This window comes from Pseudomonas sp. FSL R10-2189, assembly GCF_009600325.1.
In the GTDB taxonomy this organism is placed as follows: domain Bacteria; phylum Pseudomonadota; class Gammaproteobacteria; order Pseudomonadales; family Pseudomonadaceae; genus Aquipseudomonas; species Aquipseudomonas helleri.
Genome location: NZ_WIVZ01000002.1, coordinates 1 through 22,956, shown reverse-complemented (window position 1 = coordinate 22,956; position 22,956 = coordinate 1). Strand labels below are relative to the sequence as shown.

Below are 22,956 nucleotides of genomic sequence, written 5' to 3'. Positions count from 1 at the left end.
GCGCTCTGTGACCAGGATGTCGGCATGTCGAAGAATCACCGCATTTCCCATTATTTCGTTATCCCTTTGGCGATTCTGCTGGTGGCAGCAGGCGGGTTTGGTTACTGGAAATCCCAGCATGACCGGCTCCCCGAAGGCATCAGCATGGGCAATGGCCGACTTGAATCCACAGAAGTCCAGATCGCCGCCAAGATCCCCGGCCGCCTGGCCGAAGTGCTGGTTGATGAAGGTGACCGTGTCACCAAGGGCCAATTGCTGGCCCGCATGGACACCCGCACGCTGGAGGCCAGCCGCGTCCAGGCCCAGGCCGAAGTGCAGCGCGCCCGCCAGGCCATGGCTGCCAACGAGGCCAACGTGCAATTGCGCCAGAGTGAAAAACTGCTGGCCAGCCAGGAACTCAAGCGCACCCGCCAACTGTCGCAACGCGGCTTTGCCAGCGGCCAGCAAGTCGACCAGCAGCAAGCCCAATTCGACACCAGCAATGCCGCTGTGACCGCCGCCCAGGCCCAGGTCGCCGCAGCCAAAGCGGCCATCGCGTCCAGCGAAGCCCAAGTGGCGCAACTCACCAGCGAAATCGAAGACAGCAGCTTGCGCGCGCCTATCAACGGCGTGATCCAGTTGCGCCTGGCCGAGCCCGGTGAAGTGCTGGGTTCGGGTGGCCGGGTGTTCATGATGATCGACCCGAGCGACCAGTACATGAACCTGTACCTGCCCGCCGCCGTGGTCGGCAAACTGACCGTAGGCGCCGAGGCGCGTATCGTGCTCGATGCCCTGCCCGATCAGGCGTTGCCTGCCAAGATTTCCTTTGTCGCGGCCAAATCACAGTTCACCCCCAAAGAAGTTGAAACCCGCGATGAGCGCCAAAAACTGGTGTTCCGCGTCAAATTGCGCCTGACCGATCCTGAAGCCGTGCCTCAGGCCAAGCCAGGCATGCCGGGCGCAGGCTACGTGCGAACCGCCGATGTGGACTGGCCGGCTAATCTGCAATGAGCGACCTGGCGCTCAACGCCAGTGGCATCAACCACTGGTACGGCAAACAACAGGCGCTGATCGACGTCGCGTTCAGCCTGCCCAAAGGCACCCGTTGCGGCCTGATTGGCCCGGATGGCGCGGGCAAATCGAGCCTGCTCGGGCTGATTGCCGGGGTCAAAAAACTCCAGCAAGGCACCCTTGAGGTACTGGGCGGCCCGATTGATGACCGCCATCACCGCAACACGCTGTACCCGCTGATTGCCTTTATGCCCCAAGGGCTGGGCGGCAACCTCTACCCCGAATTGTCCATCAGTGAAAACATCCGCTTTTTCGGCACGCTGTTCGGTCTGTCTAAAAAAGAATGCGAAGAACGCATGGAGCAGTTGCTCAAGGCAACTGACCTGGAGCGCTTCGCCGATCGCCCGGCGGGCAAGCTCTCGGGCGGCATGAAACAAAAGCTCGGGCTGTGCTGCGCACTGATCCACGAGCCTGATTTGCTGATTCTCGATGAACCCACCACCGGCGTTGACCCGCTGTCGCGGCGGCGCTTTTGGGAGTTGGTCGAAGACGTACGCAGCCAGCGCCCGCAACTGACGCTGCTGGTAGCCACGGCTTACATGGAAGAGGCCGAGCAATTTGAACACTGCCTGATGCTCGACCGGGGCAAGCTGATTGCCGCAGGCTTGAGCAAAGAGCTGGCCGCCGCATCGCCCAACGGCAAGCTGGATGAAGCCTTTACCCACTACCAGGGCGACAGTGGTCACAGCAACGAGCCGCTGGTGATTCCGCCCCGGGTCGGCGACAACAGCGACATCGCCATTGAAGCCCACGACCTGACGCTTAAGTTCGGCGATTTCACCGCCGTGAATAAAGTCAGCTTTGCCATTGGCCGAGGGGAGATTTTCGGCTTTTTGGGCTCCAACGGTTGCGGCAAAACCACCACCATGAAAGTGCTGACCGGCTTGATGCCGGCCACCGAAGGCAGCGCCAAACTGCTGGGCAACCCGGTGAACGCCAAAGACCTGGCCACCCGCAAGCGCGTCGGCTTTATGTCGCAAAGCTTCTCGCTGTACGGCGAGTTGAGCGTGCGCCAGAACCTGGTGCTGCACGCGCAGTTATTCGACCTGCCCAAAGATGAAAGCCAGGCACGCATCGAAGAGCTGATCGAGCGGTTCGACCTGGGCGACGTCGCTGATCAACAGTCCGGCGAATTGCCGCTGGGCCTGCGTCAGCGTTTGTCTTTGGCCGTTGCCGTGCTGCACCGCCCCGAAGTGCTGATCCTCGACGAACCGACCTCCGGCGTTGACCCCGCCGCTCGCGATGACTTCTGGCGGCTGTTGATAGAGCTGTCGCGGGACCAGGGGGTGACGATCTTTTTGTCGACCCACTTTATGAACGAAGCCCAGCGCTGCGACCGCATCTCGTTGATGCACGCGGGCAAGGTACTGGCCTGCGATACGCCCGATGCGCTGCAACAGCAGTTCAAGGGTGAAACCCTGGAAGCCGCGTTTGTGACGTGCCTTGAGCAGGCGCAAAACGATCAGGGCGCCACCGCCCCGCCGCCCGACACCGAGGCCATCGCCGCGCCAGCCGCCCATGCGCCGCCCCCGCCGAGCAAGAGCGGGTTCAGCCTGACGCGGTTGATTGCCGTGGCCAGCCGTGAATCCAAAGAGCTGTTGCGCGACAAGGTGCGCATGGCCTTCGCCTTGCTGGGCGCCGTGTTCATGATGGTGATCTTTGGCTATGGCATTTCGCTGGACGTGGAAAACCTCGCGTTCGCCGTCTACGACCAGGACCAGACACCGCAAAGCCGGGCCTACCTTGAGGCGTTCCGCAGTTCGCGCTATTTCGAAGAGCACAAGCCCATTCAGAGCGCCGAAGAACTGCACAAACGCTTGCAACGCTCCGAGATCAAAATCGCCCTTGAGATACCGCCGGGCTTTGGCCGCGACCTGTATGCCGGGCGTCAACCCACGGTGGCGGCCTGGATTGATGGCGGCATGCCGTTTCGTGCAGAAACCAGCCGCAGCTACGTCCAGGCGGTCCACCAGGGCAACCTCGAACAGCTGAGCGCCCTGAGCAGCCTGGCGCAAAACAAACAGTCTGCGGCCAAACTCGAAGTGCGTTTTCGCTACAACCAGGACGTTATCAGCGTGAACGCCATCGGCCCCGGCGTGATGGCGCTGATCCTCGCGTTTATCCCGGCCATGCTCACTGCGCTGGGGATCGTGCGTGAAAAGGAGCTGGGCTCCATTACCAACTTCTACGCCACGCCGTTGACCCGCCTGGAATTTTTGCTGGGCAAACAGGCGCCGTATCTGGCGGTCAGCCTGGTCAACCTGGCGTTGCTGGTGGCCATGAACCGCTGGCTGTTTGGCGTCCCGTTTAAAGGCAGCGGCCTCACTCTGGCGTTGGGCGGCGTGCTGTATGTGCTGTCGACCACCAGCATGGGGCTGCTGATTTCGGCGTTCACCCGCACCCAGATTGCCGCCATCCTGGGCACCATGATCATCACCAGCCTGCCGACCATTCAATTCTCCGGGCTGATCGTGCCGCGCTCTTCGCTGGACGGTTCAGCGGCGCTGATGGGCATGTTGTTCCCCGCCGGGCACTTCCTTGATATTGCCGTAGGCACCTTCACCAAAGCGCTGGACCTTCGCCAACTATGGCCGCAATGCCTGGCGCTGTTCGGGTTCTTCGTCGCCTTTACCGGCCTGAGCCTGATCATGCTCAAGAAGCAGGAGGTCTGATGCATAAGCTCTCGCACATCCTGCGCCTTGGCCTCAAAGAACTCACCAGCCTGCGTCACGACAGCGTGTTGCTGTTGTTCTTGCTGTACGCCTTTACGGTGGCGATTTACATGCCGGCGGCGGGCTCCATCATTGGCGTGCACAACGCCAGCGTGGCGATCATCGACGAAGACCACAGCGCTCTGTCACGCAAGCTCAGTGAATCGCTGCTGCCCCCGGAATTCAAAACCCCGCAAGCCCTGCCCTATGACCAACTCGATGAGGCATTGGACAAAGGCGAATACACCTTCGTGATTAACGTACCCGCCAACTTCCAGGCCGATTTACTGGCCGGCCGCGAGCCTGCTGTGCAGCTCAACGTGGATGCCACCGCCATGAGCCAGGCGTTTATGGGCGCGGGGTATATCGGGCAGATCTTCCAGCGCGAACTGCTCGATTACGCCGGGCAAGCCAACGCGGGTGCGAAAGCCCCGGCACTGATCAGCAGCCGCCCATTATTCAACCCGAACCTGGAAGGCGGCTGGTTTTTGGCGGTGATTCAAATCGTCAACAACATCACCATTTTGGCCATCGTGCTAACCGGGACCGCGCTGCTGCGTGAGCGTGAACACGGCACCCTCGACCACTTGCTGGTGTTGCCGCTGACCGCACTGGAAATCATGCTCGCCAAGATCTGGAGCAACATGCTGGTGGTGGTGGTGTGCACCTGGCTGTCACTGGAGATCATCGTTAAATGGGCGCTGGGCGTGCCGCTGTCGGGTTCGCTGGCGTTGTTTTTGATGGTCACCGCGCTGTACCTGTTTGCCAGTACCGCGCTGGGGATCTTCCTCGCCACGTTGGCCCGTTCAACGCCACAGTTTGGCCTGTTGGCGATCCCGGTGATCATCCCCATGCTGCTGCTTTCGGGCGGCAGCACGCCGCTGGACAGCATGCCCGAATGGCTGCAATGGGTCATGCAATGCTCGCCCTCCACCCACTTTGTGAGCTTGAGCGCGGCTATCTTGTTCCGGGGGGCGGGGGTTGATGTGGTGTGGCCGGACCTGCTGGCCCTGACGGCGATTGGCCTGGTGTTCTTTGCTATTGCGCTGGCGCGGTTCCGCAAGAGTTTGGCGTCGTAAGGCCTTAACTCTTGTAGGAGCGAGCTTGTCTCGCGATCTTTTGACTTTTTAAAAAGATCGCGAGGCAAGCTAGCTCCTTCAGTTTGTCATTCAGCGCGAATCGTTTACTGAACAATCAAATTATTGAACAGCAGGTCTTCCACCATCGGCTTGCCGGTCTCGTCCGTCATGACTTGCTGCACCTGTTTCAGTGCTTCCTGACGCACTTTCTCTTTGGCTTCGACACTGCCCAAGCTCTCGCTGGTTTGCTGTGTAAACAAGCCCACCAACTGGTTGCGGATCAACGCGTCATTGGCCTTGACTGCCTTCGCCGCTTCGTCACTCGATACGCGCAGCGAGATATCGGCCTTGTACACCTTGAGCTTCGCGCTGCCGTCCAGCCCGTAATTGCCCACAAACGGTGGGCTCATGGTGATGTAGCTGACCTTCGCGGCGCCTTCTGCAGCGTCTTCGGCAAGCGCCGTCATCGGCAAGGTCAGAGCCAGCAGCAATACAATCCACGCTTTCACAGTTCGCTCCTTTGGTCGAGATGGCGGTAAGCATACCGGGGCAGCTTACGAACCTGTCTACCGTTATCGGCCAGCGCTGCAAAAGCCGTAGGTTTACTCGCGTTTAATCGCCATGCCCCCGGTCACTAACAAGGCTTTGACGCTGGGCGGTAGCAGGTCGACAAATTTGCGGCTGATTCTGCGCTGACAGATATTCGTCACGTTGAGCATGCTTTGGGAAAGGTCGAACAAGCCCAGCGTTAGCGACTCATTGTCGTACTTCCCGTCAACCAACCCTGCAATCAAATGCTTTTGGGTTAGCCGGAATAATGTGACGTTCGCGAGCGGAATTTTCGTATCACTGCGAACATACTTATCGATCTCCCGATTGAGCTGCAGGCAGGTTGCGGTCACCAAATCGAGCGGCTGGTCGCTTTGTTTACCTTTCTTCACAGGCTCATACTCAAAAACCATGGGCACGAAGACCTCTAGCTCCTGCGGGTTATCCCCTGTCAGCGGCCGGCTTGAGAACCGCCACTCGCCAATGACCTTGAGGGCAGCCCCGGCAAACAAGGGATGAGAGCTGTAAACGATTTTCGGATCAACCACCGACCCATCAGCCTTGACCACAACTTTCAACCGCACCTCTCCATCCGAGCCTGCGTATCGAAGCTCATCGGGGAAGTCAGGCTTGATCAGGTATTTGACGTCGGGGAGCCACGTCTCTGCCCACGCACTCAGTGTCATGAACATCACCATAAACCCGACTAAGCCTTTCATCACCTTCCCCCCCGGACGCTGCGCTCACATGAGCACAGAGGGGAAGCATGATAGGAGTGTGTCGCCAGGTTTCTCAGCCCATGAGCTCTGATCCTGTTGTGGGATGGCTCCGATTAAACGGACAGAACCCTCAAACCAACCCTTACGGCTTGGCCAACACACAGCGCTTGAGGCGCGCCTCCAGGTTGCGGTCCGGCATGGCGTGGCTGCGCAGGGCGCTGATGGTCTGTTCGACGTAGTCACGGGTGGTGCCGTAGCGCCCGCTGGCGTTGGCCAGCACCTGGCTGAGTACACCGTCCGGGAGGTTGCCCGCGTAGCTGGGCAAGTGCCGTTCCAGTACAAACCCCAACGCCTGGACTTGGCTACCGTCTTCAAGCCGGCAGTTCAGCCAGTGCGGCCGATAGGAAGGCACCGGCATTTCACGCCGCCACAAGGCGTTGAGCGCCGCTTCAAGGTTGTCTTCAGGCAGGCGATAGGCAAAGCCACTGCACGAGCCGCCACGGTCCAGACCAAAGACCAGGCCGGGCAGTTGCGGCGTGCCACGATGCTCGTGGGACCACAAATACAAGCCGCGATGGTAGCCATGCACCCGGCCACGTACACGCTCGACGGCTGTGCATTCAGGGCGCCAGATAAGCGAGCCGTAGGCGAACAGCCAGACCGGACCGCCTTGATGGCACGCCATGGTGGCCTGCAAGGATTGCTGAAGTTGTTCTGGGGTCAGGGGCGCCCCAAGATCGAGTCGCGGAGGGTAAATCACGTTTGTACACGCTGATTCAGAAACAGTTATCACAGAAGGCATGGAGTCCTACAGGCATTGCATGCATCGTACTAGAAAATAACGTTATGAATCTTATAGCAGTAAAAATGAAATAACCCGCGCGGCAAGACGTATGGCGGCCAGTAATCCGATTTCTTGTAAATCAAGAGCCCCTCACCCTAGCCCTCTCCCGGAGGGAGAAGGAACTGATTGGGGGATGCTGACGATTATCGGTGGCCTGCTTGCTGCGCGACAGAGCGTCGTCGAAGACGGGGTTACGTCAAGGACGGGGCGCGTAGGCGAACACGTCGGCGCGCATTTGGTGCGCGTCCATGCCCGCTTCAACCAGCGCGTCGAGGGTGCCATAGATCATGGCAGGCGAGCCGCTGGCATACACCGAGACAGCGCTAAGGTCGCTGATGTCTTCACATACCGCTTCGTGCAACAACCCGCAACGCCCTTCCCAGCCGCACAAATCACTGACGACTTTGTGCAAGAACAGGTTGGGGGTCTGCTGCCAGGCGTCCCACTCATCCAACGTATAAAAGTCTTCAGGACGACGCACGCCCCAGTACAAATGCACCGGGTGCTTGAACCCTTTGGCGCGGCAATGCTCGATCAGGCTGTGCATTTGCGCCATGCCGGTGCCCGCGGCGATCAGCACCAGCGGCCCGTCCGGCAATTCAGACAAGTGCGTGTCGCCAAAAGGCAGCTCCAGACGGATCATGTTGTTGCGTTGCAACTGCTCGATCAGGCTGCGGGCGCTGTCTTCGCGCACCAGCACATGCAGCTCAAGGTCGCGCCCCGAGTGCGGTGCGCTGGCCAGTGAAAACGCCGACTTCTCGCCGTTTTCACGCTCCAGCATCACGTATTGCCCGGCGTGATAACGCGGCAGTTTGCCCGCCGGTGCACGCAAGCGCACCCGCCACACATCACCACCCAACTCGACACATTCGGTCAACTGACAGGCCAAGCTACGCACCGGTAATTCTCCCAACGCAAGGACGCCATCCCACAACACCACACAGTCTTCCAGCGGCGCCGCCAGGCAGGTGTAGACCTCGCCATGGTCACGGACTTCACCCGCCTGCTCCACCTGCCCTTCAACCAGCAAGGCTGCGCACACATGGCAATTACCATTGCGGCAGCTTTGCGGGCATTCATAGCCCAGGCGCTGCGCCGCATCCAGAATCCGCTCGCCAGGCAAGGTGTCCAATACGGCGCCTGAAGGCTGCAAGGTTACACGCATCAATCTATTCCTAATTGATTCCAGATGTCATCGATCCGGCGAGTCACGGCCTCGTCCTTGACGATGACCCGACCCCATTCGCGGGAGGTTTCGCCTGGCCATTTGTTGGTTGCATCCAGCCCCATCTTCGACCCCAGGCCTGAAATCGGCGAGGCAAAGTCGAGGTAATCGATAGGCGTGTTGTCGATCATCACCGTGTCGCGCTTGGGGTCCATGCGTGTGGTGATGGCCCAGATCACGTCGTTCCAGTCGCGCGCGTTGATGTCGTCGTCGGTGACGATAACGAACTTGGTGTACATGAACTGGCGCAAAAACGACCACACACCGAGCATTACGCGCTTGGCGTGCCCCGGGTACTGCTTTTTCATGGTCACGATGGCCATGCGGTACGAGCAGCCCTCAGGCGGCAGGTAAAAGTCAGTGATTTCCGGGAACTGCTTTTGCAGAATCGGCACGAACACTTCGTTGAGTGCCACGCCCAGAATCGCCGGTTCATCCGGTGGACGGCCGGTGTAGGTGCTGTGATAAATCGGTTTGATCCGGTGGGTGATGCGCTCAACGGTGAACACCGGGAAGCTGTCGACCTCATTGTAGTAACCAGTGTGGTCGCCATACGGGCCTTCCGGGGCCATTTCGCCGGGGTGGATCACGCCTTCAAGGATGATTTCAGCCGTGGCCGGCACTTGCAGGTCGTTGCCACGGCACTTCACCAACTCGGTGCGGTTGCCGCGCAGCAGCCCGGCGAAGGCATATTCAGACAAGCTGTCTGGCACGGGGGTGACGGCGCCCAAAATGGTGGCCGGGTCAGCGCCCAGCGCCACGGACACCGGGAACGGCGTACCGGGGTGTTTTTCGCACCACTCACGGTAGTCCAGCGCACCGCCACGGTGGCTCAACCAACGCATGATGACTTTGTTGCGGCCAATCACCTGCTGACGATAAATGCCCAGGTTCTGGCGGTCCTTGTTCGGACCTTTGGTGACGGTCAGGCCCCAGGTAATCAGCGGCGCCACGTCTCCCGGCCAGCAATGCTGAACCGGCAACAGGCCGAGGTCGACATCGTCGCCCTCGATGACCACTTCCTGGCACACCGCGTCTTTGACGACTTTCGGGGCCATGGAAATGATCTTGCGAAAGATCGGCAACTTGGACCACGCGTCTTTCAGACCTTTAGGCGGCTCGGGTTCTTTCAGAAACGCCAGCAGCTTGCCGATTTCACGCAGCTCACTCACCGAGTCAGCGCCCATGCCCAAGGCCACTCGCTCCGGCGTGCCGAACAGGTTGCCGAGCACAGGGATATCGTGACCCACCGGGTTTTCAAACAGTAAGGCCGGACCTTTGGCGCGCAATGTGCGGTCGCAGATTTCGGTCATTTCCAGTTTGGGTGACACCGGAACCTGGATGCGCTTGAGTTCGCCGCGCTGTTCCAGGCCGCTGATAAAGTCACGTAAGTCGCGGTACTGCATGCTTGAGCCTCATGTTGGCCGTGGCGTTGGGGCACCGAGTGTAGCGCCCAAGCCGCGTGATCTGAAGGGAGAGCTGCCCAAAATCAAGAAAGGTTAGACAGCAAAAAGCCGGGTTTCCCCGGCTCTTGCTTAACTTCCGGCGATTTACTTGCGCTTCATCGACAGGAAGAACTCATCGTTGGTCTTGGTCTGCTTCAGCTTGTCGATCAAGAACTCGATGGCTGCTACTTCGTCCATCGGGTGCAACAGCTTGCGCAGGATCCACATGCGTTGCAACTCGTCGTCAGCGGTCAGCAACTCTTCACGGCGAGTGCCGGAGCGGTTGATGTTGATCGCCGGGAAGACGCGTTTTTCAGCGATTTTGCGGTCCAGAGGCAGTTCCATGTTGCCGGTGCCTTTGAACTCTTCGTAGATCACTTCGTCCATCTTCGAACCGGTTTCAACCAGTGCGGTGGCGATAATGGTCAGCGAGCCGCCTTCTTCGATGTTTCGCGCAGCACCGAAGAAACGCTTTGGTTTCTCAAGGGCGTGGGCATCAACACCACCGGTCAATACCTTGCCGGAGCTCGGGATCACGGTGTTGTAGGCACGGGCCAGACGGGTGATGGAGTCGAGCAGGATCACCACGTCCTTTTTATGTTCGACCAGGCGCTTGGCCTTCTCGATCACCATTTCAGCAACCTGCACGTGGCGGGTTGGCGGCTCGTCGAAGGTGGAGGCAACCACTTCGCCGCGCACAGTACGCTGCATTTCGGTTACTTCTTCCGGGCGCTCGTCGATCAGCAGAACGATCAAGTGCACTTCCGGGTTGTTACGCGAAATGTTCGACGCAATGTTCTGCAGCATGATGGTCTTGCCCGCTTTTGGCGGAGCAACGATCAGACCGCGCTGACCTTTACCGATCGGGGCGCAGAGGTCGATTACACGACCGGTCAAATCTTCGGTGGAACCGTTACCGATTTCCATCTTCATGCGTACGTTCGGGAACAGCGGGGTCAAGTTCTCGAAGAGAATCTTGTTTTTCGCGTTCTCTGGACGATCGAAGTTGATCGTGTCGACTTTCAACAGTGCGAAATAACGCTCGCCTTCTTTTGGCGGGCGAATTTTACCGACGATGGTGTCGCCGGTGCGCAGGTTGAAACGTCGAATCTGGCTAGGCGAGACGTAAATATCGTCCGGGCCGGCCAGGTAAGAGGCGTCAGCAGAGCGGAGGAAGCCGAAGCCGTCCTGGAGGATCTCCAGCACGCCATCACCGGAGATTTCCTCGCCGCTTTTCGCGTGCTTTTTCAGCAGGGAGAAAATCACGTCCTGCTTGCGCGAACGGGCCATATTTTCTATGCCCATCTGTTCGGCCAATTCGAGCAGTTCGGTAATCGGCTTTTGCTTGAGTTCAGTCAGGTTCATATAGGAATGACGTAATCATTTATGGAGGGGGAAATTAAGCTTTTGGCTTAATGAGGCCGCGCCGCAGAGAAGGCGACAGGATCGCGTACTAATTCGATAAGGAGTGCGTCGGCGACGGCTTGCAGGGGGCAGTGGAGAAACCAGTGCGGGGCCGAATGTACCACTTGAGTTTCATAGCGTCTAGTCCTTGAGCCATGAAAAAGCCCCGCAATTTGCGGGGCTTTTAACAACGCTTAGATATTAGCGTCGAGGAATGCAGCCAGCTGCGACTTCGACAGCGCACCGACCTTGGTGGCTTCAACGTTGCCGTTCTTGAACAGCATCAACGTTGGAATACCACGAACGCCGTGCTTGGCAGGGGTTTCCTGGTTTTCGTCAATGTTCAGCTTGGCAACAGTCAGCTTGCCTTTGTAAGTCTCGGCGATCTCATCCAGAACTGGCGCGATCATTTTGCAAGGGCCACACCATTCAGCCCAGTAATCGACCAATACAGCGCCTTCAGCCTTGAGAACATCGGCCTCAAAGCTAGCGTCGCTAACGTGTTTAATAAGATCGCTGCTCATGGAAGTCTCCGTGGTTGTAAGCAAAAACGTAGCACATCATAGCCGTCATCACCGCGTTCAGGAAGCTGACGGATGATTGTCTATTACTATGGCCGCACATGAGCCTGAGTATGAGCCCTTTCAAAACACGCCGGAGGTGACAAATGCGATCCCGGTGCGTGAAGCCGCCTGGCGTATGTGCTCGCTCATGGCTTTGTGCGCAGGCCCGCTGGCGTGGCGCGCCAATGCGCGAAGGATTTTGCGGTGTTCTTGCCAGGTTTCCATCGCGCGCTCAGGGCGAATAAAGGGCAATTTCTGGCTTTCAAGAAAGATATCGGCCCGGGTTATCAGAATATTCGCCATGGTCTGGTTGCCACTGGCGCGCAAAATAATCTGATGGAACTCAAAGTCCAGTTGCGCCGCCCGGGCGAAGTCCTCGGCGCGCAACTCCAGGCGCATGGCCTCGACATTGTCTTGCAGCACGTCGAGTTCATCACGGGTCAGCCTCACGGCGGCCAATCCTGCCGCCAACCCCTCAAGCGCGTAACGCAATTGAAAGATGTCCTCAGGGCAGGCCTGCGCCGCAAAAGGCCAGTCAGACGCAGTGGCGATTGCTGCGGGCTCACCCACCGCTTGCACGTACACCCCTTTGCCGGGCTGGACGCTGACCACGCCCAACGCACTCAATGACGACAGCGCCTCACGCAATGACGCCCGGCTGACCCCCAGCTGCACCGCCAGATCGCGCTGCGAAGGCAATGCATCACCCGGCGCAAAGCCGCGCTCATCGATCAGTTTACGAATGGCCAACAGCGCCACTTCGGGTACCGCGCGTGCGCTTGAATTCATCACAAATCGACTTGATCGGCTGAGGTTGGAACGTAGTTGTAAAGCTATTGCCGGCGCTCGGCAAGTCACGCCCCACGGCGGTTCAAGCCGTGTACGCAACGCCCGATTGAGGTGCAAAAAGCCCGACAACTGTTCAGACCAGTCCGACCGCCGCAAGCCTTCTGAACCCGGCCTCCCAGCCCTGAAACCGCTGTTGGCATGGCCTGTGCTCTGTCCGATAGCAGACATCACCGTCCGCCCGTTTTGGAGAGTTGCCATGACCCAGCGCTACAGCGCCCTGATATGTGCCATGTTCGCCAGCCTGGTGCTGTTTCAGGCACCGGCCCAGGCCAATGACCTTGATGACGTGATGGCTCGCGGCACCTTGAAGGTTGCCGTCCCGCAAGACTTCCCGCCGTTTGGTTCGGTAGGCCCCGACATGAAACCCCGCGGCCTGGACATTGATACGGCAAAACTGTTGGCCGACCAGCTCAAGGTCAAACTGGAACTCACCCCGGTCAACAGCACCAACCGCGTGCCGTATCTGACCACGGGCAAAGTCGACCTGGTGATTTCCAGCCTGGGCAAAAACCCGGATCGCGAGAAAGTCATCGACTTCTCCCACGCCTACGCACCCTTCTACCTCGGCGTATTTGGCCCGCCAGACGCAGAAATCAAGACGCTGGATGACCTCAAAGGTAAAACCATCAGCGTCACCCGTGGCGCCATCGAAGACATCGAGCTGACCAACGTGGCGCCTGCCGGTGTCACGATCAAACGCTTTGAAGACAACAACTCGACCATCGCCGCCTACCTGGCCGGGCAAGTGGACCTGATCGCCAGCGGCAACGTGGTGATGGTGACCATCAGCGAACGCAACCCTAAACGTATCCCGGCCATGAAGCTAAAGCTCAAGGACTCGCCGGTGTATGTCGGGGTCAACAAGGGCCAGCCTGAGCTGCTGGACAAAGTGAACCAGATTCTGAGCGCCGCCAAAGCCGACGGCAGCCTGGAAAAGAATGCGTTGCAATGGCTTAAAGAGCCGCTGCCAGCCGACCTCTGATCACCCGCAACGAGGTCATCATGGCTTATCAGTTCGACTTTTTACCGGTGCTGCAAAACACAGACCTGTTACTGCGCGGCGCCTTGTTCACCCTGGAACTGACCGCCATCGGCACGCTGTTTGGCGTCAGCCTGGGGATTGTCGGGGCGGTGGTCCGGGCCTGGAACATCCGCCTTTTCGCCGCCCTGTTTGGTCTGTACGTTGAAGTGATTCGCAACACACCGTTTTTGGTGCAGTTGTTTTTTATCTTCTTCGGCTTACCGGGCCTTGGCGTGCACATCAGCGAATGGCAAGCCTCGGCACTGGCCATGGTGATTAACCTCGGCGCTTACTCCACCGAGATTATTCGCGCCGGCATTCAGGCCATCCCCAAAGGCCAACTGGAAGCCGCCGCCGCGCTGGCCATGTCGCGTTTTGAGGCGTTTCGCTATGTGGTCTTGCAGCCCGCGCTGGCCAAAGTGTGGCCGGCACTGAGCAGCCAAATCATCATCGTGATGCTCGGCTCGGCGGTGTGTTCGCAAATTGCCACCGAAGAGCTGAGCTTTTTCGCCAACTTCATTCAGTCGCGCAACTTCCGGGCTTTTGAAACCTACGCCCTGACCACCCTGATCTACCTGTGCATGGCGCTGTTGATTCGCCAGTTACTGAACGCCTTCGGCCGCCGCTACCTGAGCAGGAGTCGCTGATGGACTTTACCTTTTGGGACATCGTGCGCAATTTGCTGGCGGGCCTGCAATGGACCGTCGCGCTGTCCGTCGTGGCCTTTATCGGTGGCGGCCTGATCGGCCTGCTGGTGCTGCTGATGCGCATCTCCAGGAGCCGCTTCGCCCGCACACTGGCACGCGGCTATATAGAGCTGTTTCAGGGCACGCCCTTGCTGATGCAACTGTTTTTGATCTTTTTTGGCATCGCCTTGCTCGGCATCGACATTTCGCCGTGGATGGCCGCCGCCCTGGCGCTGACGCTGTTTACCAGCGCTTACCTGGCAGAGATCTGGCGCGGCAGCGTCGAATCCATTGCCAATGGCCAGTGGGAAGCGTCGGCCAGCCTGGCGCTAAGCCCGCTGGAGCAATTGCGTTACGTGATTTTGCCGCAAGCCTTACGGGTGGCCATCGCGCCCACTGTAGGGTTTTCGGTGCAGGTGATTAAAGGCACCGCCGTCACCTCGATCATTGGTTTCACCGAGCTGACCAAGACCGGCAGCATGCTGGCCAACGCCACCTTTGAGCCTTTTATGGTCTACGGCTTGGTGGCGCTCGGTTACTTCCTCTTGTGCTACCCCTTGTCGCTCAGTGCGCGCTATCTGGAAAGGAGACTGCATGCCTCTGCTTAGAGTTACCGCCCTGCATAAATACTACGGCGACCATCATGTGCTCAAAGGCATCGACCTGAGCGTTGAACAAGGCCAGGTGGTCGCGATCATTGGCCGCAGCGGCTCGGGCAAAAGTACGCTGCTGAGAACCTTGAACGGCCTGGAGTCGATCAACGACGGGGTGATTGAAGTCGATGACGAATACATGGACGCCGCCCGCGCCGACTTGCGCAGCCTGCGTCAGAAAGTCGGCATGGTGTTTCAGCAGTTCAATTTGTTCCCGCACTTGAGCGTTGGCGAAAACGTCATGCTGGCCCCGCAAGTGGTGCAAAAAGTGCCCAAGGCCAAAGCCGCACAACTGGCCCGCGAGATGCTGGAACGTGTGGGCCTGGGCGACAAGTTCGATGCCTTCCCCGAACGCCTGTCGGGCGGGCAGCAACAACGCGTGGCCATTGCCCGGGCGCTGGCCATGTCGCCCAAAGTGCTGCTGTGTGACGAAATCACCTCGGCGCTCGACCCCGAACTGGTCAACGAGGTGCTCAACGTGGTGCGCCAATTGGCCCGCGAGGGCATGACGCTGATCATGGTGACCCACGAAATGCGCTTCGCTCGCGAAGTCGGCGACAAACTGGTGTTTATGCACCAGGGCAAGGTGCATGAGGTGGGCGACCCCAAAGTGCTGTTTGCCAACCCGAAAACTCCTGAGCTGGCGAATTTTATCGGTTCGGTTGAGGTTTAAATCCTGTAGGAGCGGGGGGCTTTTACAGGGGATGTGTGACAAAAATTAGATCGTTTAAAAAATACGAGTTGTCAGGAACAAGCTAACGTCATCTCTTACGTGCTCCATATCAATGCATCGCACATCACGCGTTGGCGCGAGCGTTTGATCGTGGCACGATGGCGAAGTTATCGACCGAGACTCCTCAAACATGCCCCAATCCAAAAGCAAGAATCCGTCCCTGATCGCCGCTATAGACTTGGGTTCTAACAGCTTTCACATGGTGGTGGCCAAGGCTCAGAACGGCGAAATCCGCATTCTTGAACGTCTTGGCGATAAGGTGCAGCTGGCTGCCGGTATCGACGAAGAACGCCACCTCAACGAAGAGTCCATGCAGCGTGGCCTCGATTGCTTGAAGCGTTTTGCGCAACTGATCAATGGCATGCCCTTGGGCGCCGTGCGCATCGTGGGCACCAACGCCTTGCGTGAAGCCCGCAACCGCAATGAATTTATCGTGCGCGCAGAACAAATCCTGGGCCACACCGTAGAAGTCATTTCTGGCCGTGAAGAAGCGCGCCTGATTTATCTGGGCGTCTCTCACACCCTCGCTGACACACCGGGCAAGCGCCTGGTGGCCGACATCGGCGGTGGCAGTACCGAATTCATCATCGGCCAACGTTTTGAGCCCCTGCTGCGCGAAAGCTTGCAGATGGGCTGCGTGAGCTTTACCCAGCGTTATTTCCGCGACGGCAAGATCACCCCGGCACGCTATGCCCAGGCATACACCGCGGCGCGCCTTGAGCTCATGAGCATTGAGCACGCGCTGCACCGCCTGACGTGGGATGAAGCCATCGGCTCCTCCGGCACCATCCGCGCCATTGGCCTTGCACTCAAAGCCGGCGGCCACGGTGCAGGCGAAGTGAATGCCGAGGGTTTGGCCTGGCTCAAGCGCAAGCTGTTCAAGCTGGGTGAAGTGGACAAAATCGACTTCGAAGGCATCAAACCTGACCGTCGGGCGATTTTCCCGGCCGGGCTGGCGATTCTTGAGGCGATTTTTGACGCCCTTGAATTGCAACGCATGGACCACTGCGACGGCGCCCTGCGTGAAGGCGTGCTGTACGACCTGTTGGGTCGCCATCACCACGAAGACGTACGCGAGCGCACCCTGAGTTCGCTGATGGAGCGTTACCACGTTGATCTTGAACAAGCCGCACGGGTTGAACGCAAAGCTCTGCGCGCGTTTGACCAGGTGGCCAAGTCGTGGGAGCTTGAAGACGGGGTCTGGCGTGAGCTGCTGAGCTGGGCGGCCAAGGTGCATGAAGTCGGCCTGGACATTGCCCACTACCACTACCACAAGCACGGTGCTTACCTGATTGAGCACTCCGACCTTGCCGGTTTCTCACGCGAAGACCAGCAAATGCTCGCGCTGCTGGTGCGCGGTCATCGCCGTAACATTCCAAAAGACAAGTTCGCCGAGTTTGGCGCCGAAGGCATCAAGCTGATTCGCCTGTGCGTGCTGCTGCGTTTTGCGATTTTGTTCTACCACATCCGTGGCAACCAGGAAGCGTCGCAGGTGAAGCTGCGCGCCGATGGCGATCACCTTGAAGTGATCTTCGCTGAAGGCTGGCTAGAACAAAACCCGCTGACCCAGGCCGACTTCGAACAAGAAGCCCAATGGCTGACGCGCGTCGGGATAGTGCTGACTATTTCGTAAGTCGCCCTGCTTTCAAACACATGTGGGAGCGGGCTTGCTCGCGATGGGATCGACGCGGTTTGTTTGAAACACCGCGCCGCCTGAATCGCGAGCAAGCCCGCTCCCACAGGGTTATGTAGGGTTTACACCGACGGGCCGGTGCTGACGGTCAGTACCGGCAGGCTCAGGCGCTCCAGCAGGGTCGCTTGGGCGCTGCGCGGGTTCTGGTTGCCGGTCGGCGTGTTGCGCACGTAACGGCCGTCAGACTGCAGGCTCCAGCTGTGGGTGTTGTCCGTCAGGTAGCATTCCAGTTCTTTCTTGACCCGCAGAATCAGCTTTTTACCCTCTACCGGGAAGCACGTCTCGACACGCTTATCGAGGTTGCGCTCCATCCAGTCAGCACTCGACAGGAACATCTGCTCTTCGCCGCCATTGAGGAAGTAGAACACCCGTGTGTGTTCCAGGAAGCGGCCAATGATCGAGCGCACGTGGATGTTGTGCGAGACACCCGGAATGCCCGGACGCAAGCAGCACATGCCACGCACCACCAGATCAATGCGCACGCCGGACTGGCTGGCCTTATACAGCGCGCGGATGATTTTTGGGTCGGTCAGCGAGTTGAACTTGGCGATGATGTGCGCAGGCTTGCCTTCTAACGCGAACTGCGTTTCGCGCAGGATCATGTCGAGCATGCCTTTTTTCAGGGTAAACGGCGCATGCAGGAGCTTTTTCATGCGCAGGGTCTTACCCATGCCAATCAGTTGGCTGAACAACTTGCCGACGTCTTCGCACAGTGCATCATCCGACGTCAGCAAGCTGTAGTCGGTGTACAGGCGCGCGTTGCCGGCGTGGTAGTTACCCGTACCCAAGTGCGCGTAACGCACAATCTCGCCCGCTTCACGGCGCAGAATCAGCATCATCTTGGCGTGGGTCTTGAAGCCCACCACCCCGTAAATAACCACCGCACCGGCGGCTTGCAGACGGCTGGCCAGTTGCAGGTTGGACTCTTCGTCAAACCGCGCCCGCAATTCGATCACCGCGGTCACTTCTTTACCGTTACGCGCGGCATCCACCAGCGCATCGACGATTTCAGAGTTGGCGCCGCTGCGGTACAGGGTCTGGCGTACAGCCAGTACATGCGGGTCTTTGGCCGCCTGACGCAGCAAATCGACTACTGGGGTGAAGGACTCAAATGGGTGCAGCAGCAAGATGTCTTGCTTGCTGACCACGCTGAAAATGTTCTCGCTGTTCTGCAACAGCTTCGGAATCGCCGGGGTGAACGGCGTGTATTGCAGCTCCGGGTGGCTGTCCAGGCCGGTGATGCTGAACAGACGCGTGAGGTTCACCGGGCCGTTGACCTGGTACAGCTCGGTCTCTTGCAGGTTGAACTGCTTGAGCAGGTAGTCCGACAGGTGTTTCGGGCAGGTGTCGGCCACTTCCAGACGCACCGCATCACCGTAGCGACGCGAGAACAGCTCGCCGCGCAAGGCACGGGCCAAGTCTTCTACATCTTCGGTGTCCACGGCCAGGTCGGCGTTACGGGTCAGACGGAACTGGTAGCACCCCTTCACCTTCATGCCCTGGAACAGGTCATCGGCGTGGGCGTGAATCATCGACGACAGGAACACGTAGTTGTCGCCAGGGCCACCGACCTCTTCAGGCACTTTGATCACACGTGGCAACAAGCGCGGCGCCGGGATGATCGCCAGGCCGGAATCGCGGCCAAAGGCGTCGATGCCTTCAAGCTCAACGATAAAGTTGAGGCTCTTGTTCACCAGCAGCGGGAACGGGTGCGTCGGGTCGAGACCGATCGGGGTAATGATCGGCGCGATTTCGTCGCGGAAGAACTTGCGCACCCAGACCTTGATCTTGGTGTTCCAGTAACGGCGACGGATAAAGCGCACCTGATGCTTTTCAAGCTCAGGCAGCAGAATGTCGTTGAGGATCGCGTATTGGCGATCAACGTGGCCGTGTACCAGCTCGCTGATCCGGGCCAGCGCCTGGTGCGGCTGCAAGCCATCGGCGCCCGCTTGTTCGCGGGCGAAGGTAATTTGTTTCTTCAGGCCGGCCACACGAATTTCGAAGAATTCGTCCAGGTTGCTGGAGAAAATCAACAGGAACTTCAACCGCTCAAGCAGCGGGTAGGACTCATCCAGCGCCTGCTCAAGCACCCGGATGTTGAATTGCAGCTGCGAGAGTTCACGGTGGATATACAGGCTGCTGTCATCCAGACCCGGAATGGCAATGGCTGGTTGCGCCGCCGCTGGCGCTTCAGGCGCAGCAGGTGCGTGAGCTTCCGGCACGGGCGGTGTCTCAGTGGCCTGCTCCACAATGGGCTCAGCCTCAGTAGCAACGAGTTCTGTCTGTCCTTCGGTATTCATTGAATGTTCCTGTAAGAGCGGGTTTGACTCTCGTGACCGTTTAGCGGCGCGTGCAATCAAGCTGCCAGAATGCCACCAACGCCAATGGGTTTAAACCGCTCATAGGCGCTTTATGCGGGCTGGAGCCGATTAGAGGGCTTTTTGTCAATTTTGTTCTACAACGATGCTTATTGTGGGAGCGGGCTTGCTCGCGATGGCATCGCTGCGACGATCCTGAAGAACCGCAGCGCCTGAATCGCGAGCAAGCCCGCTCCCACAGATGTTGACCACTGTCCATCTACGCGCGACCGTTATAGCAATGTGTCATGAATCCTAGATGACAACCCTTATGATGTAGGTCAAATACTTACGATTTGTAGGAATTGTTCATGAGAAGACACAGTTCGATACTTTCCTGAACGTCCCTTAAGGCGTAGGCTGCGCGTTCATTTCTCCAGCATCCAGACAATGCTCCAACAATTTCTTCAAGAATTCGGTTACTTCGCCCTGTTTCTAGGGACGTTCTTTGAAGGTGAGACCATCCTGGTTCTCGCAGGCTTCTTGGCGTTCCGCGGATACATGGACCTTAAACTGGTCATGATCGTGGCGTTCCTCGGCAGTTATGCCGGCGACCAGCTGTGGTACTTCCTGGGGCGCAAACACGGCCGCAAATTGTTGGCGCGCAAACCGCGCTGGCAACTCATGGGCGACAAGGCGCTGGAGCATATCCGCAAGCACCCGGACATCTGGGTCTTGAGCTTCCGCTTTGTGTACGGTCTGCGTACCGTCATGCCCGTGGCCATTGGCCTTTCAGGCTACCCGCCGGGCCGCTACCTGCTGCTCAACGGGATTGGTGCCGCCATTTGGGCCGTTGCCCTGGCCACCGCTGCCTACCACTTTGGCGCCGTACTCGAAGGCCTGTTGGGCAGCGTTAAAAAGTACGAGCTGTGGGTACTGGGCGCCTTGCTGGTGCTGGGCGGCTGCCTGTGGCTGCGCCGGCGCTTCAAAAACGCGCGCCTGGCCAAACAGACCGCGCTGGAAGAAAAAAACAAAGCCGCTGAAGTCAACACCCCACCAGCGGAATAAGCCGGTGTGTGCGCTCGCACACACCCTCTCCCTGGGCGCTGCACCGTAGCGCCTGCGTGATCGCGGAACCTCCCACTGGCATCAGTTGCCAAATAAAGAGACAGTAACGCCACGAACAAGGAGACCCACCATGACCACCAAAAATATTGCCGTTGTTCTTTCCGGCTGTGGCGTCTATGACGGCACCGAAATCCACGAAAGCGTGATCACCCTGCTGCGCCTCAGTCAGCGTGGCGCCCACGCGCAATGCTTCGCGCCGAACATTGCGCAACTGCACGTCATCAACCACCTGACCGGCGAAGAAATGCCCGAGTCGCGCAATGTGCTGGTCGAGTCGGCGCGTATCGCCCGTGGCGAGATCAAGGACATACGTGAAGCCAAGGTGGACGACTTTGACGCACTGATCGTACCCGGCGGGTTTGGCGCCGCCAAAAACCTTTCTAGCTTCGCCACTGAAGGCGCTGCCTGCAGCGTTCAACCCGATGTTCTGGCCCTGGCTGAAGCCTTTGCCGAGGCGGGCAAGCCGATCGGTTTGATGTGCATCTCACCGGCCATTGCCGCCAAAATCTACGGCCCTGGCGTGACCTGCACCATCGGCAAAGACGCAGACACCGCCGCTGCGGTAGAAAAAATGGGCGCTACCCACCAAGAATGTGAAGTCTCTGACATCGTCGAAGACAAAGCCCGCAAGCTGGTCAGCACCCCGGCGTACATGCTGGCCCAGTCCATCAGCGAAGCGGCTTCTGGCATCAACAAAATGGTCGACCGCGTCCTGGAACTGACCCAGCACGCGTAATCAGCCCCGCGCGAGCCGGGTCAGAATCCGGTCCAGTGCATTGGCGAACGCCTGCTTGTCGCGTTCGCCATAAGCACCCTGCCCGCCGCCGACCTGGCCTTGCTCACGCAAATCGGTAAACAGATTGCGCACCGCCAGCCGCTCACCCATGTTCTGCGCGTCAAACTCTTTACCGCGCGGGTCCAGCGCTGCCACGCCCTTCTTCACCAGCCGGTCGGCCAGCGGCACATCGCTGCAAATCACCAACTCGCCGGGCACGGCATGCTCGACCAAATAGTCATCCGCCGCATCCGGGCCACTGGGCACCACAATCAGCTTGACCAATGTATACGTCGGCTTGACCTGACTCTGCCCGGCCACCAACACCACCTCAAACTGACGCTTGAGCGCAAACTTGATGACCTGATCCTTCGCAGCCTTGGGGCAAGCGTCTGCGTCGATCCAGACACGCATGGGGGTAGCTCCACATTAAGTAATAAGGTGAAGGCTAGCATTTTCCGACCACCCCCTAGCAGCCCACAGGCTTAGCCATTGATTTTGTATCCGCCCCCTTCTGCACCTTCATGCAACGCCGACTGAATACGCTCATACAGCGCATTGGCTTCTGACGTGGTGATGGAACGCGAACAATCGCGAAGCACCACCCTCAGCAAAACGTTTTCCTGACCCGGCAAAAGGCCCAGCCGCTCAATCGCCTGCACGGGCAGATCCGCCATGGCCCATCGGCCTTTAATGTGCATTTCTTCAATCCAGGCCGCGTTATCCCCGGCTGCCAGCAACATCTTTTCGGTCAGCACCTCTTCACTCAAGCCCGGTGTCACGGCCAGCGAAATATCCCGTGAAATGGAGGGCAAACGCGAAACCGCCTTCCAGGGGAGCAGATCATGCAGTTGCGCCTGAACGCGCTCGTTGGGGTCACGCAGCAGACGAATATCCGGGATACCTTTGCGCAGCATGGTCAGGCGATCCAGCCCCATGCCCAACGCCAGTCCACCATGCTTGGCAGGGTCCACACCCAGTCTTTGCAACAGTGAGCGGGCAATACAGCCACACTCAAGCACTTCAATGGGCTGCTTATCCAGGAGCAGGTTTACTTCAATGCCACCCTCTGTGTAGTGATGCGGGCTGCTCTGATAAATCCACGACATGCCGGGCACTGAACATTCAAGGATATCTGCGACCAGCCTGAGCAAATGCTCACGCGTTGAAAGTTGCGGATCGCCCAAGACCCAAATATCCATCTGATGAGGTTCTGCGCAATGCCACCTGTCGCGGCTGTCACGTCTGAAGGTGATCCCGGGCGCCGCCAATAAAATAAGCTCCCCGGCTTTACGATTCTGCGCCGCCTGCTGCAATGCCTTTGGAATCTGACTGGTGGTTTGAGTGCGCAGGAGCGAATGCTCATCCACCCAACGCGTGTGTTCACTGCCCAAGGTAACTTCGGCAGGGTCGTAGCCAAGCAATCCATAGTTTTCTTGCGCAGACACTATTCGGGGCTCTTCGCATTTAAGGGTGTAGCTGATTTCTAAACCCTCCTGACTTCAGCAAGCACCTGGCTATGTAATTGGTTA

At 58.7% G+C, this 22,956-nt stretch carries 21 protein-coding genes; 10 read left to right on the top strand and 11 right to left on the bottom strand.

Features of this window, described 5'->3' with window-relative positions; all coding sequences use genetic code 11:
• The first annotated feature begins 24 nt into the window (after nucleotides 1-24).
• The 3 genes from GHO32_RS02090 to GHO32_RS02080 are packed head-to-tail and all read left to right on the top strand — an operon-like array spanning nucleotide 25 to nucleotide 4,840.
• Nucleotides 25-990 (top strand): HlyD family secretion protein, encoded by a 966-nt coding sequence (locus GHO32_RS02090; protein WP_048366884.1) that lies wholly within the window; start codon nucleotides 25-27, stop codon nucleotides 988-990.
• The gene (rbbA, locus tag GHO32_RS02085) at nucleotides 987-3,722 is read left to right on the top strand and encodes a ribosome-associated ATPase/putative transporter RbbA (RefSeq protein WP_153338225.1); all 2,736 of its coding nucleotides are present in this window, start codon (nucleotides 987-989) and stop codon (nucleotides 3,720-3,722) included. Before GHO32_RS02090 ends, rbbA begins: the two co-directional genes overlap by 4 nt.
• Nucleotides 3,722-4,840 (top strand): ABC transporter permease, encoded by a 1,119-nt coding sequence (locus GHO32_RS02080; RefSeq protein WP_153335222.1) that lies wholly within the window; start codon nucleotides 3,722-3,724, stop codon nucleotides 4,838-4,840. The genes rbbA and GHO32_RS02080 overlap by 1 nt, the downstream gene beginning before the upstream one ends.
• A gap of 104 nt (nucleotides 4,841-4,944) precedes the next feature.
• Here the strand turns inward: GHO32_RS02080 and GHO32_RS02075 are convergent, their stop codons facing one another.
• The 8 genes from GHO32_RS02075 to GHO32_RS02040 all read right to left on the bottom strand — a co-directional run bounded on the left by GHO32_RS02075 (nucleotide 4,945) and on the right by GHO32_RS02040 (nucleotide 12,378).
• A complete protein-coding gene (locus tag GHO32_RS02075) occupies nucleotides 4,945-5,349 on the bottom strand; it encodes a flagellar basal body-associated protein FliL (RefSeq protein WP_123750973.1) in 405 nt (134 codons plus the stop codon).
• Nucleotides 5,350-5,442: 93 nt separating this feature from the next.
• Nucleotides 5,443-6,108 carry an energy transducer TonB gene (locus GHO32_RS02070; protein ID WP_153335223.1) on the bottom strand — a complete coding sequence of 222 codons (666 nt, stop codon included), beginning with the start codon at nucleotides 6,106-6,108 and terminating at the stop codon, nucleotides 5,443-5,445.
• A gap of 142 nt (nucleotides 6,109-6,250) precedes the next feature.
• A complete protein-coding gene (locus tag GHO32_RS02065; protein ID WP_153331449.1) occupies nucleotides 6,251-6,910 on the bottom strand; it encodes a gamma-glutamylcyclotransferase in 660 nt (219 codons plus the stop codon).
• 238 nt (nucleotides 6,911-7,148) lie between these two features.
• Nucleotides 7,149-8,117 (bottom strand): CDP-6-deoxy-delta-3,4-glucoseen reductase, encoded by a 969-nt coding sequence (locus GHO32_RS02060; RefSeq protein WP_153335224.1) that lies wholly within the window; start codon nucleotides 8,115-8,117, stop codon nucleotides 7,149-7,151.
• Nucleotides 8,117-9,583, bottom strand: a complete 1,467-nt coding sequence (gene ubiD / locus GHO32_RS02055) for a 4-hydroxy-3-polyprenylbenzoate decarboxylase (RefSeq protein WP_048390472.1) — start codon at nucleotides 9,581-9,583, stop codon at nucleotides 8,117-8,119. Before ubiD ends, GHO32_RS02060 begins: the two co-directional genes overlap by 1 nt.
• Before the next feature lie 144 nt (nucleotides 9,584-9,727).
• Entirely contained in the window at nucleotides 9,728-10,987 is a 1,260-nt protein-coding gene (gene rho, locus GHO32_RS02050; RefSeq protein WP_048366890.1) for a transcription termination factor Rho, read from the bottom strand.
• A 233-nt stretch (nucleotides 10,988-11,220) separates the two neighbouring features.
• Nucleotides 11,221-11,550: a thioredoxin TrxA gene (trxA, locus tag GHO32_RS02045; protein WP_003206727.1), complete on the bottom strand. Its 330-nt coding sequence runs from the start codon at nucleotides 11,548-11,550 to the stop codon at nucleotides 11,221-11,223.
• 120 nt (nucleotides 11,551-11,670) lie between these two features.
• On the bottom strand, nucleotides 11,671-12,378 hold the full coding sequence (locus GHO32_RS02040) for a FadR/GntR family transcriptional regulator (protein ID WP_153335225.1): 708 nt from the start codon (nucleotides 12,376-12,378) through the stop codon (nucleotides 11,671-11,673).
• A gap of 256 nt (nucleotides 12,379-12,634) precedes the next feature.
• Between GHO32_RS02040 and GHO32_RS02035 the strand changes: the two genes are divergently transcribed.
• The 5 genes from GHO32_RS02035 (at nucleotide 12,635) to ppx (ending at nucleotide 17,164) form a co-directional block, all read left to right on the top strand.
• On the top strand, nucleotides 12,635-13,420 hold the full coding sequence (locus GHO32_RS02035) for a transporter substrate-binding domain-containing protein (protein ID WP_153335226.1): 786 nt from the start codon (nucleotides 12,635-12,637) through the stop codon (nucleotides 13,418-13,420).
• 20 nt (nucleotides 13,421-13,440) lie between these two features.
• Nucleotides 13,441-14,106: an amino acid ABC transporter permease gene (locus tag GHO32_RS02030; protein WP_153335227.1), complete on the top strand. Its 666-nt coding sequence runs from the start codon at nucleotides 13,441-13,443 to the stop codon at nucleotides 14,104-14,106.
• Nucleotides 14,103-14,753 carry an amino acid ABC transporter permease gene (locus GHO32_RS02025; protein ID WP_173430624.1) on the top strand — a complete coding sequence of 217 codons (651 nt, stop codon included), beginning with the start codon at nucleotides 14,103-14,105 and terminating at the stop codon, nucleotides 14,751-14,753. Before GHO32_RS02030 ends, GHO32_RS02025 begins: the two co-directional genes overlap by 4 nt.
• Nucleotides 14,740-15,471, top strand: coding sequence for an amino acid ABC transporter ATP-binding protein (locus GHO32_RS02020; protein ID WP_048390478.1), 732 nt, complete (start codon nucleotides 14,740-14,742; stop codon nucleotides 15,469-15,471). The genes GHO32_RS02025 and GHO32_RS02020 overlap by 14 nt, the downstream gene beginning before the upstream one ends.
• Before the next feature lie 190 nt (nucleotides 15,472-15,661).
• The gene (ppx, locus tag GHO32_RS02015) at nucleotides 15,662-17,164 is read left to right on the top strand and encodes an exopolyphosphatase (RefSeq protein ID WP_153335228.1); all 1,503 of its coding nucleotides are present in this window, start codon (nucleotides 15,662-15,664) and stop codon (nucleotides 17,162-17,164) included.
• A 122-nt stretch (nucleotides 17,165-17,286) separates the two neighbouring features.
• Here the strand turns inward: ppx and ppk1 are convergent, their stop codons facing one another.
• On the bottom strand, nucleotides 17,287-19,524 hold the full coding sequence (gene ppk1 / locus GHO32_RS02010) for a polyphosphate kinase 1 (RefSeq protein WP_153335229.1): 2,238 nt from the start codon (nucleotides 19,522-19,524) through the stop codon (nucleotides 17,287-17,289).
• Between the two features lie 447 nt (nucleotides 19,525-19,971).
• On the opposite strand from ppk1, the gene GHO32_RS02005 reads away from it, so the two are divergent.
• Together GHO32_RS02005 and elbB are read left to right on the top strand one after the other, a co-directional pair.
• Entirely contained in the window at nucleotides 19,972-20,589 is a 618-nt protein-coding gene (locus GHO32_RS02005; protein WP_048366898.1) for a DedA family protein, read from the top strand.
• 130 nt (nucleotides 20,590-20,719) lie between these two features.
• The gene (gene elbB, locus GHO32_RS02000; protein WP_153335230.1) at nucleotides 20,720-21,385 is read left to right on the top strand and encodes an isoprenoid biosynthesis glyoxalase ElbB; all 666 of its coding nucleotides are present in this window, start codon (nucleotides 20,720-20,722) and stop codon (nucleotides 21,383-21,385) included.
• Here elbB and GHO32_RS01995 read toward each other — a convergent pair whose 3' ends face one another.
• On the bottom strand, nucleotides 21,386-21,838 hold the full coding sequence (locus GHO32_RS01995) for a YaiI/YqxD family protein (protein WP_048366900.1): 453 nt from the start codon (nucleotides 21,836-21,838) through the stop codon (nucleotides 21,386-21,388). It abuts the gene before it with no gap.
• Nucleotides 21,839-21,909: 71 nt separating this feature from the next.
• Nucleotides 21,910-22,872 carry a hypothetical protein gene (locus tag GHO32_RS01990; RefSeq protein ID WP_372239780.1) on the bottom strand — a complete coding sequence of 321 codons (963 nt, stop codon included), beginning with the start codon at nucleotides 22,870-22,872 and terminating at the stop codon, nucleotides 21,910-21,912.
• Nucleotides 22,873-22,956 lie beyond the last annotated feature (84 nt).

What these genes read in the sequence shown, in the direction of transcription:
- GHO32_RS02090 (WP_048366884.1), top strand. Translation starts at nt 25, where the DNA reads ATGTCGAAGAATCACCGCATTTCCCATTATTTCGTTATCCCTTTGGCG.
- rbbA (WP_153338225.1), top strand. Translation starts at nt 987, where the DNA reads ATGAGCGACCTGGCGCTCAACGCCAGTGGCATCAACCACTGGTACGGC.
- GHO32_RS02080 (WP_153335222.1), top strand. Translation starts at nt 3,722, where the DNA reads ATGCATAAGCTCTCGCACATCCTGCGCCTTGGCCTCAAAGAACTCACC.
- GHO32_RS02070 (WP_153335223.1), bottom strand. Translation starts at nt 6,108, where the DNA reads ATGAAAGGCTTAGTCGGGTTTATGGTGATGTTCATGACACTGAGTGCG.
- GHO32_RS02065 (WP_153331449.1), bottom strand. Translation starts at nt 6,910, where the DNA reads ATGCCTTCTGTGATAACTGTTTCTGAATCAGCGTGTACAAACGTGATT.
- GHO32_RS02060 (WP_153335224.1), bottom strand. Translation starts at nt 8,117, where the DNA reads ATGCGTGTAACCTTGCAGCCTTCAGGCGCCGTATTGGACACCTTGCCT.
- ubiD (WP_048390472.1), bottom strand. Translation starts at nt 9,583, where the DNA reads ATGCAGTACCGCGACTTACGTGACTTTATCAGCGGCCTGGAACAGCGC.
- rho (WP_048366890.1), bottom strand. Translation starts at nt 10,987, where the DNA reads ATGAACCTGACTGAACTCAAGCAAAAGCCGATTACCGAACTGCTCGAA.
- trxA (WP_003206727.1), bottom strand. Translation starts at nt 11,550, where the DNA reads ATGAGCAGCGATCTTATTAAACACGTTAGCGACGCTAGCTTTGAGGCC.
- GHO32_RS02040 (WP_153335225.1), bottom strand. Translation starts at nt 12,378, where the DNA reads ATGAATTCAAGCGCACGCGCGGTACCCGAAGTGGCGCTGTTGGCCATT.
- GHO32_RS02035 (WP_153335226.1), top strand. Translation starts at nt 12,635, where the DNA reads ATGACCCAGCGCTACAGCGCCCTGATATGTGCCATGTTCGCCAGCCTG.
- GHO32_RS02030 (WP_153335227.1), top strand. Translation starts at nt 13,441, where the DNA reads ATGGCTTATCAGTTCGACTTTTTACCGGTGCTGCAAAACACAGACCTG.
- GHO32_RS02020 (WP_048390478.1), top strand. Translation starts at nt 14,740, where the DNA reads ATGCCTCTGCTTAGAGTTACCGCCCTGCATAAATACTACGGCGACCAT.
- ppx (WP_153335228.1), top strand. Translation starts at nt 15,662, where the DNA reads ATGCCCCAATCCAAAAGCAAGAATCCGTCCCTGATCGCCGCTATAGAC.
- ppk1 (WP_153335229.1), bottom strand. Translation starts at nt 19,524, where the DNA reads ATGAATACCGAAGGACAGACAGAACTCGTTGCTACTGAGGCTGAGCCC.
- GHO32_RS02005 (WP_048366898.1), top strand. Translation starts at nt 19,972, where the DNA reads ATGCTCCAACAATTTCTTCAAGAATTCGGTTACTTCGCCCTGTTTCTA.
- elbB (WP_153335230.1), top strand. Translation starts at nt 20,720, where the DNA reads ATGACCACCAAAAATATTGCCGTTGTTCTTTCCGGCTGTGGCGTCTAT.
- GHO32_RS01995 (WP_048366900.1), bottom strand. Translation starts at nt 21,838, where the DNA reads ATGCGTGTCTGGATCGACGCAGACGCTTGCCCCAAGGCTGCGAAGGAT.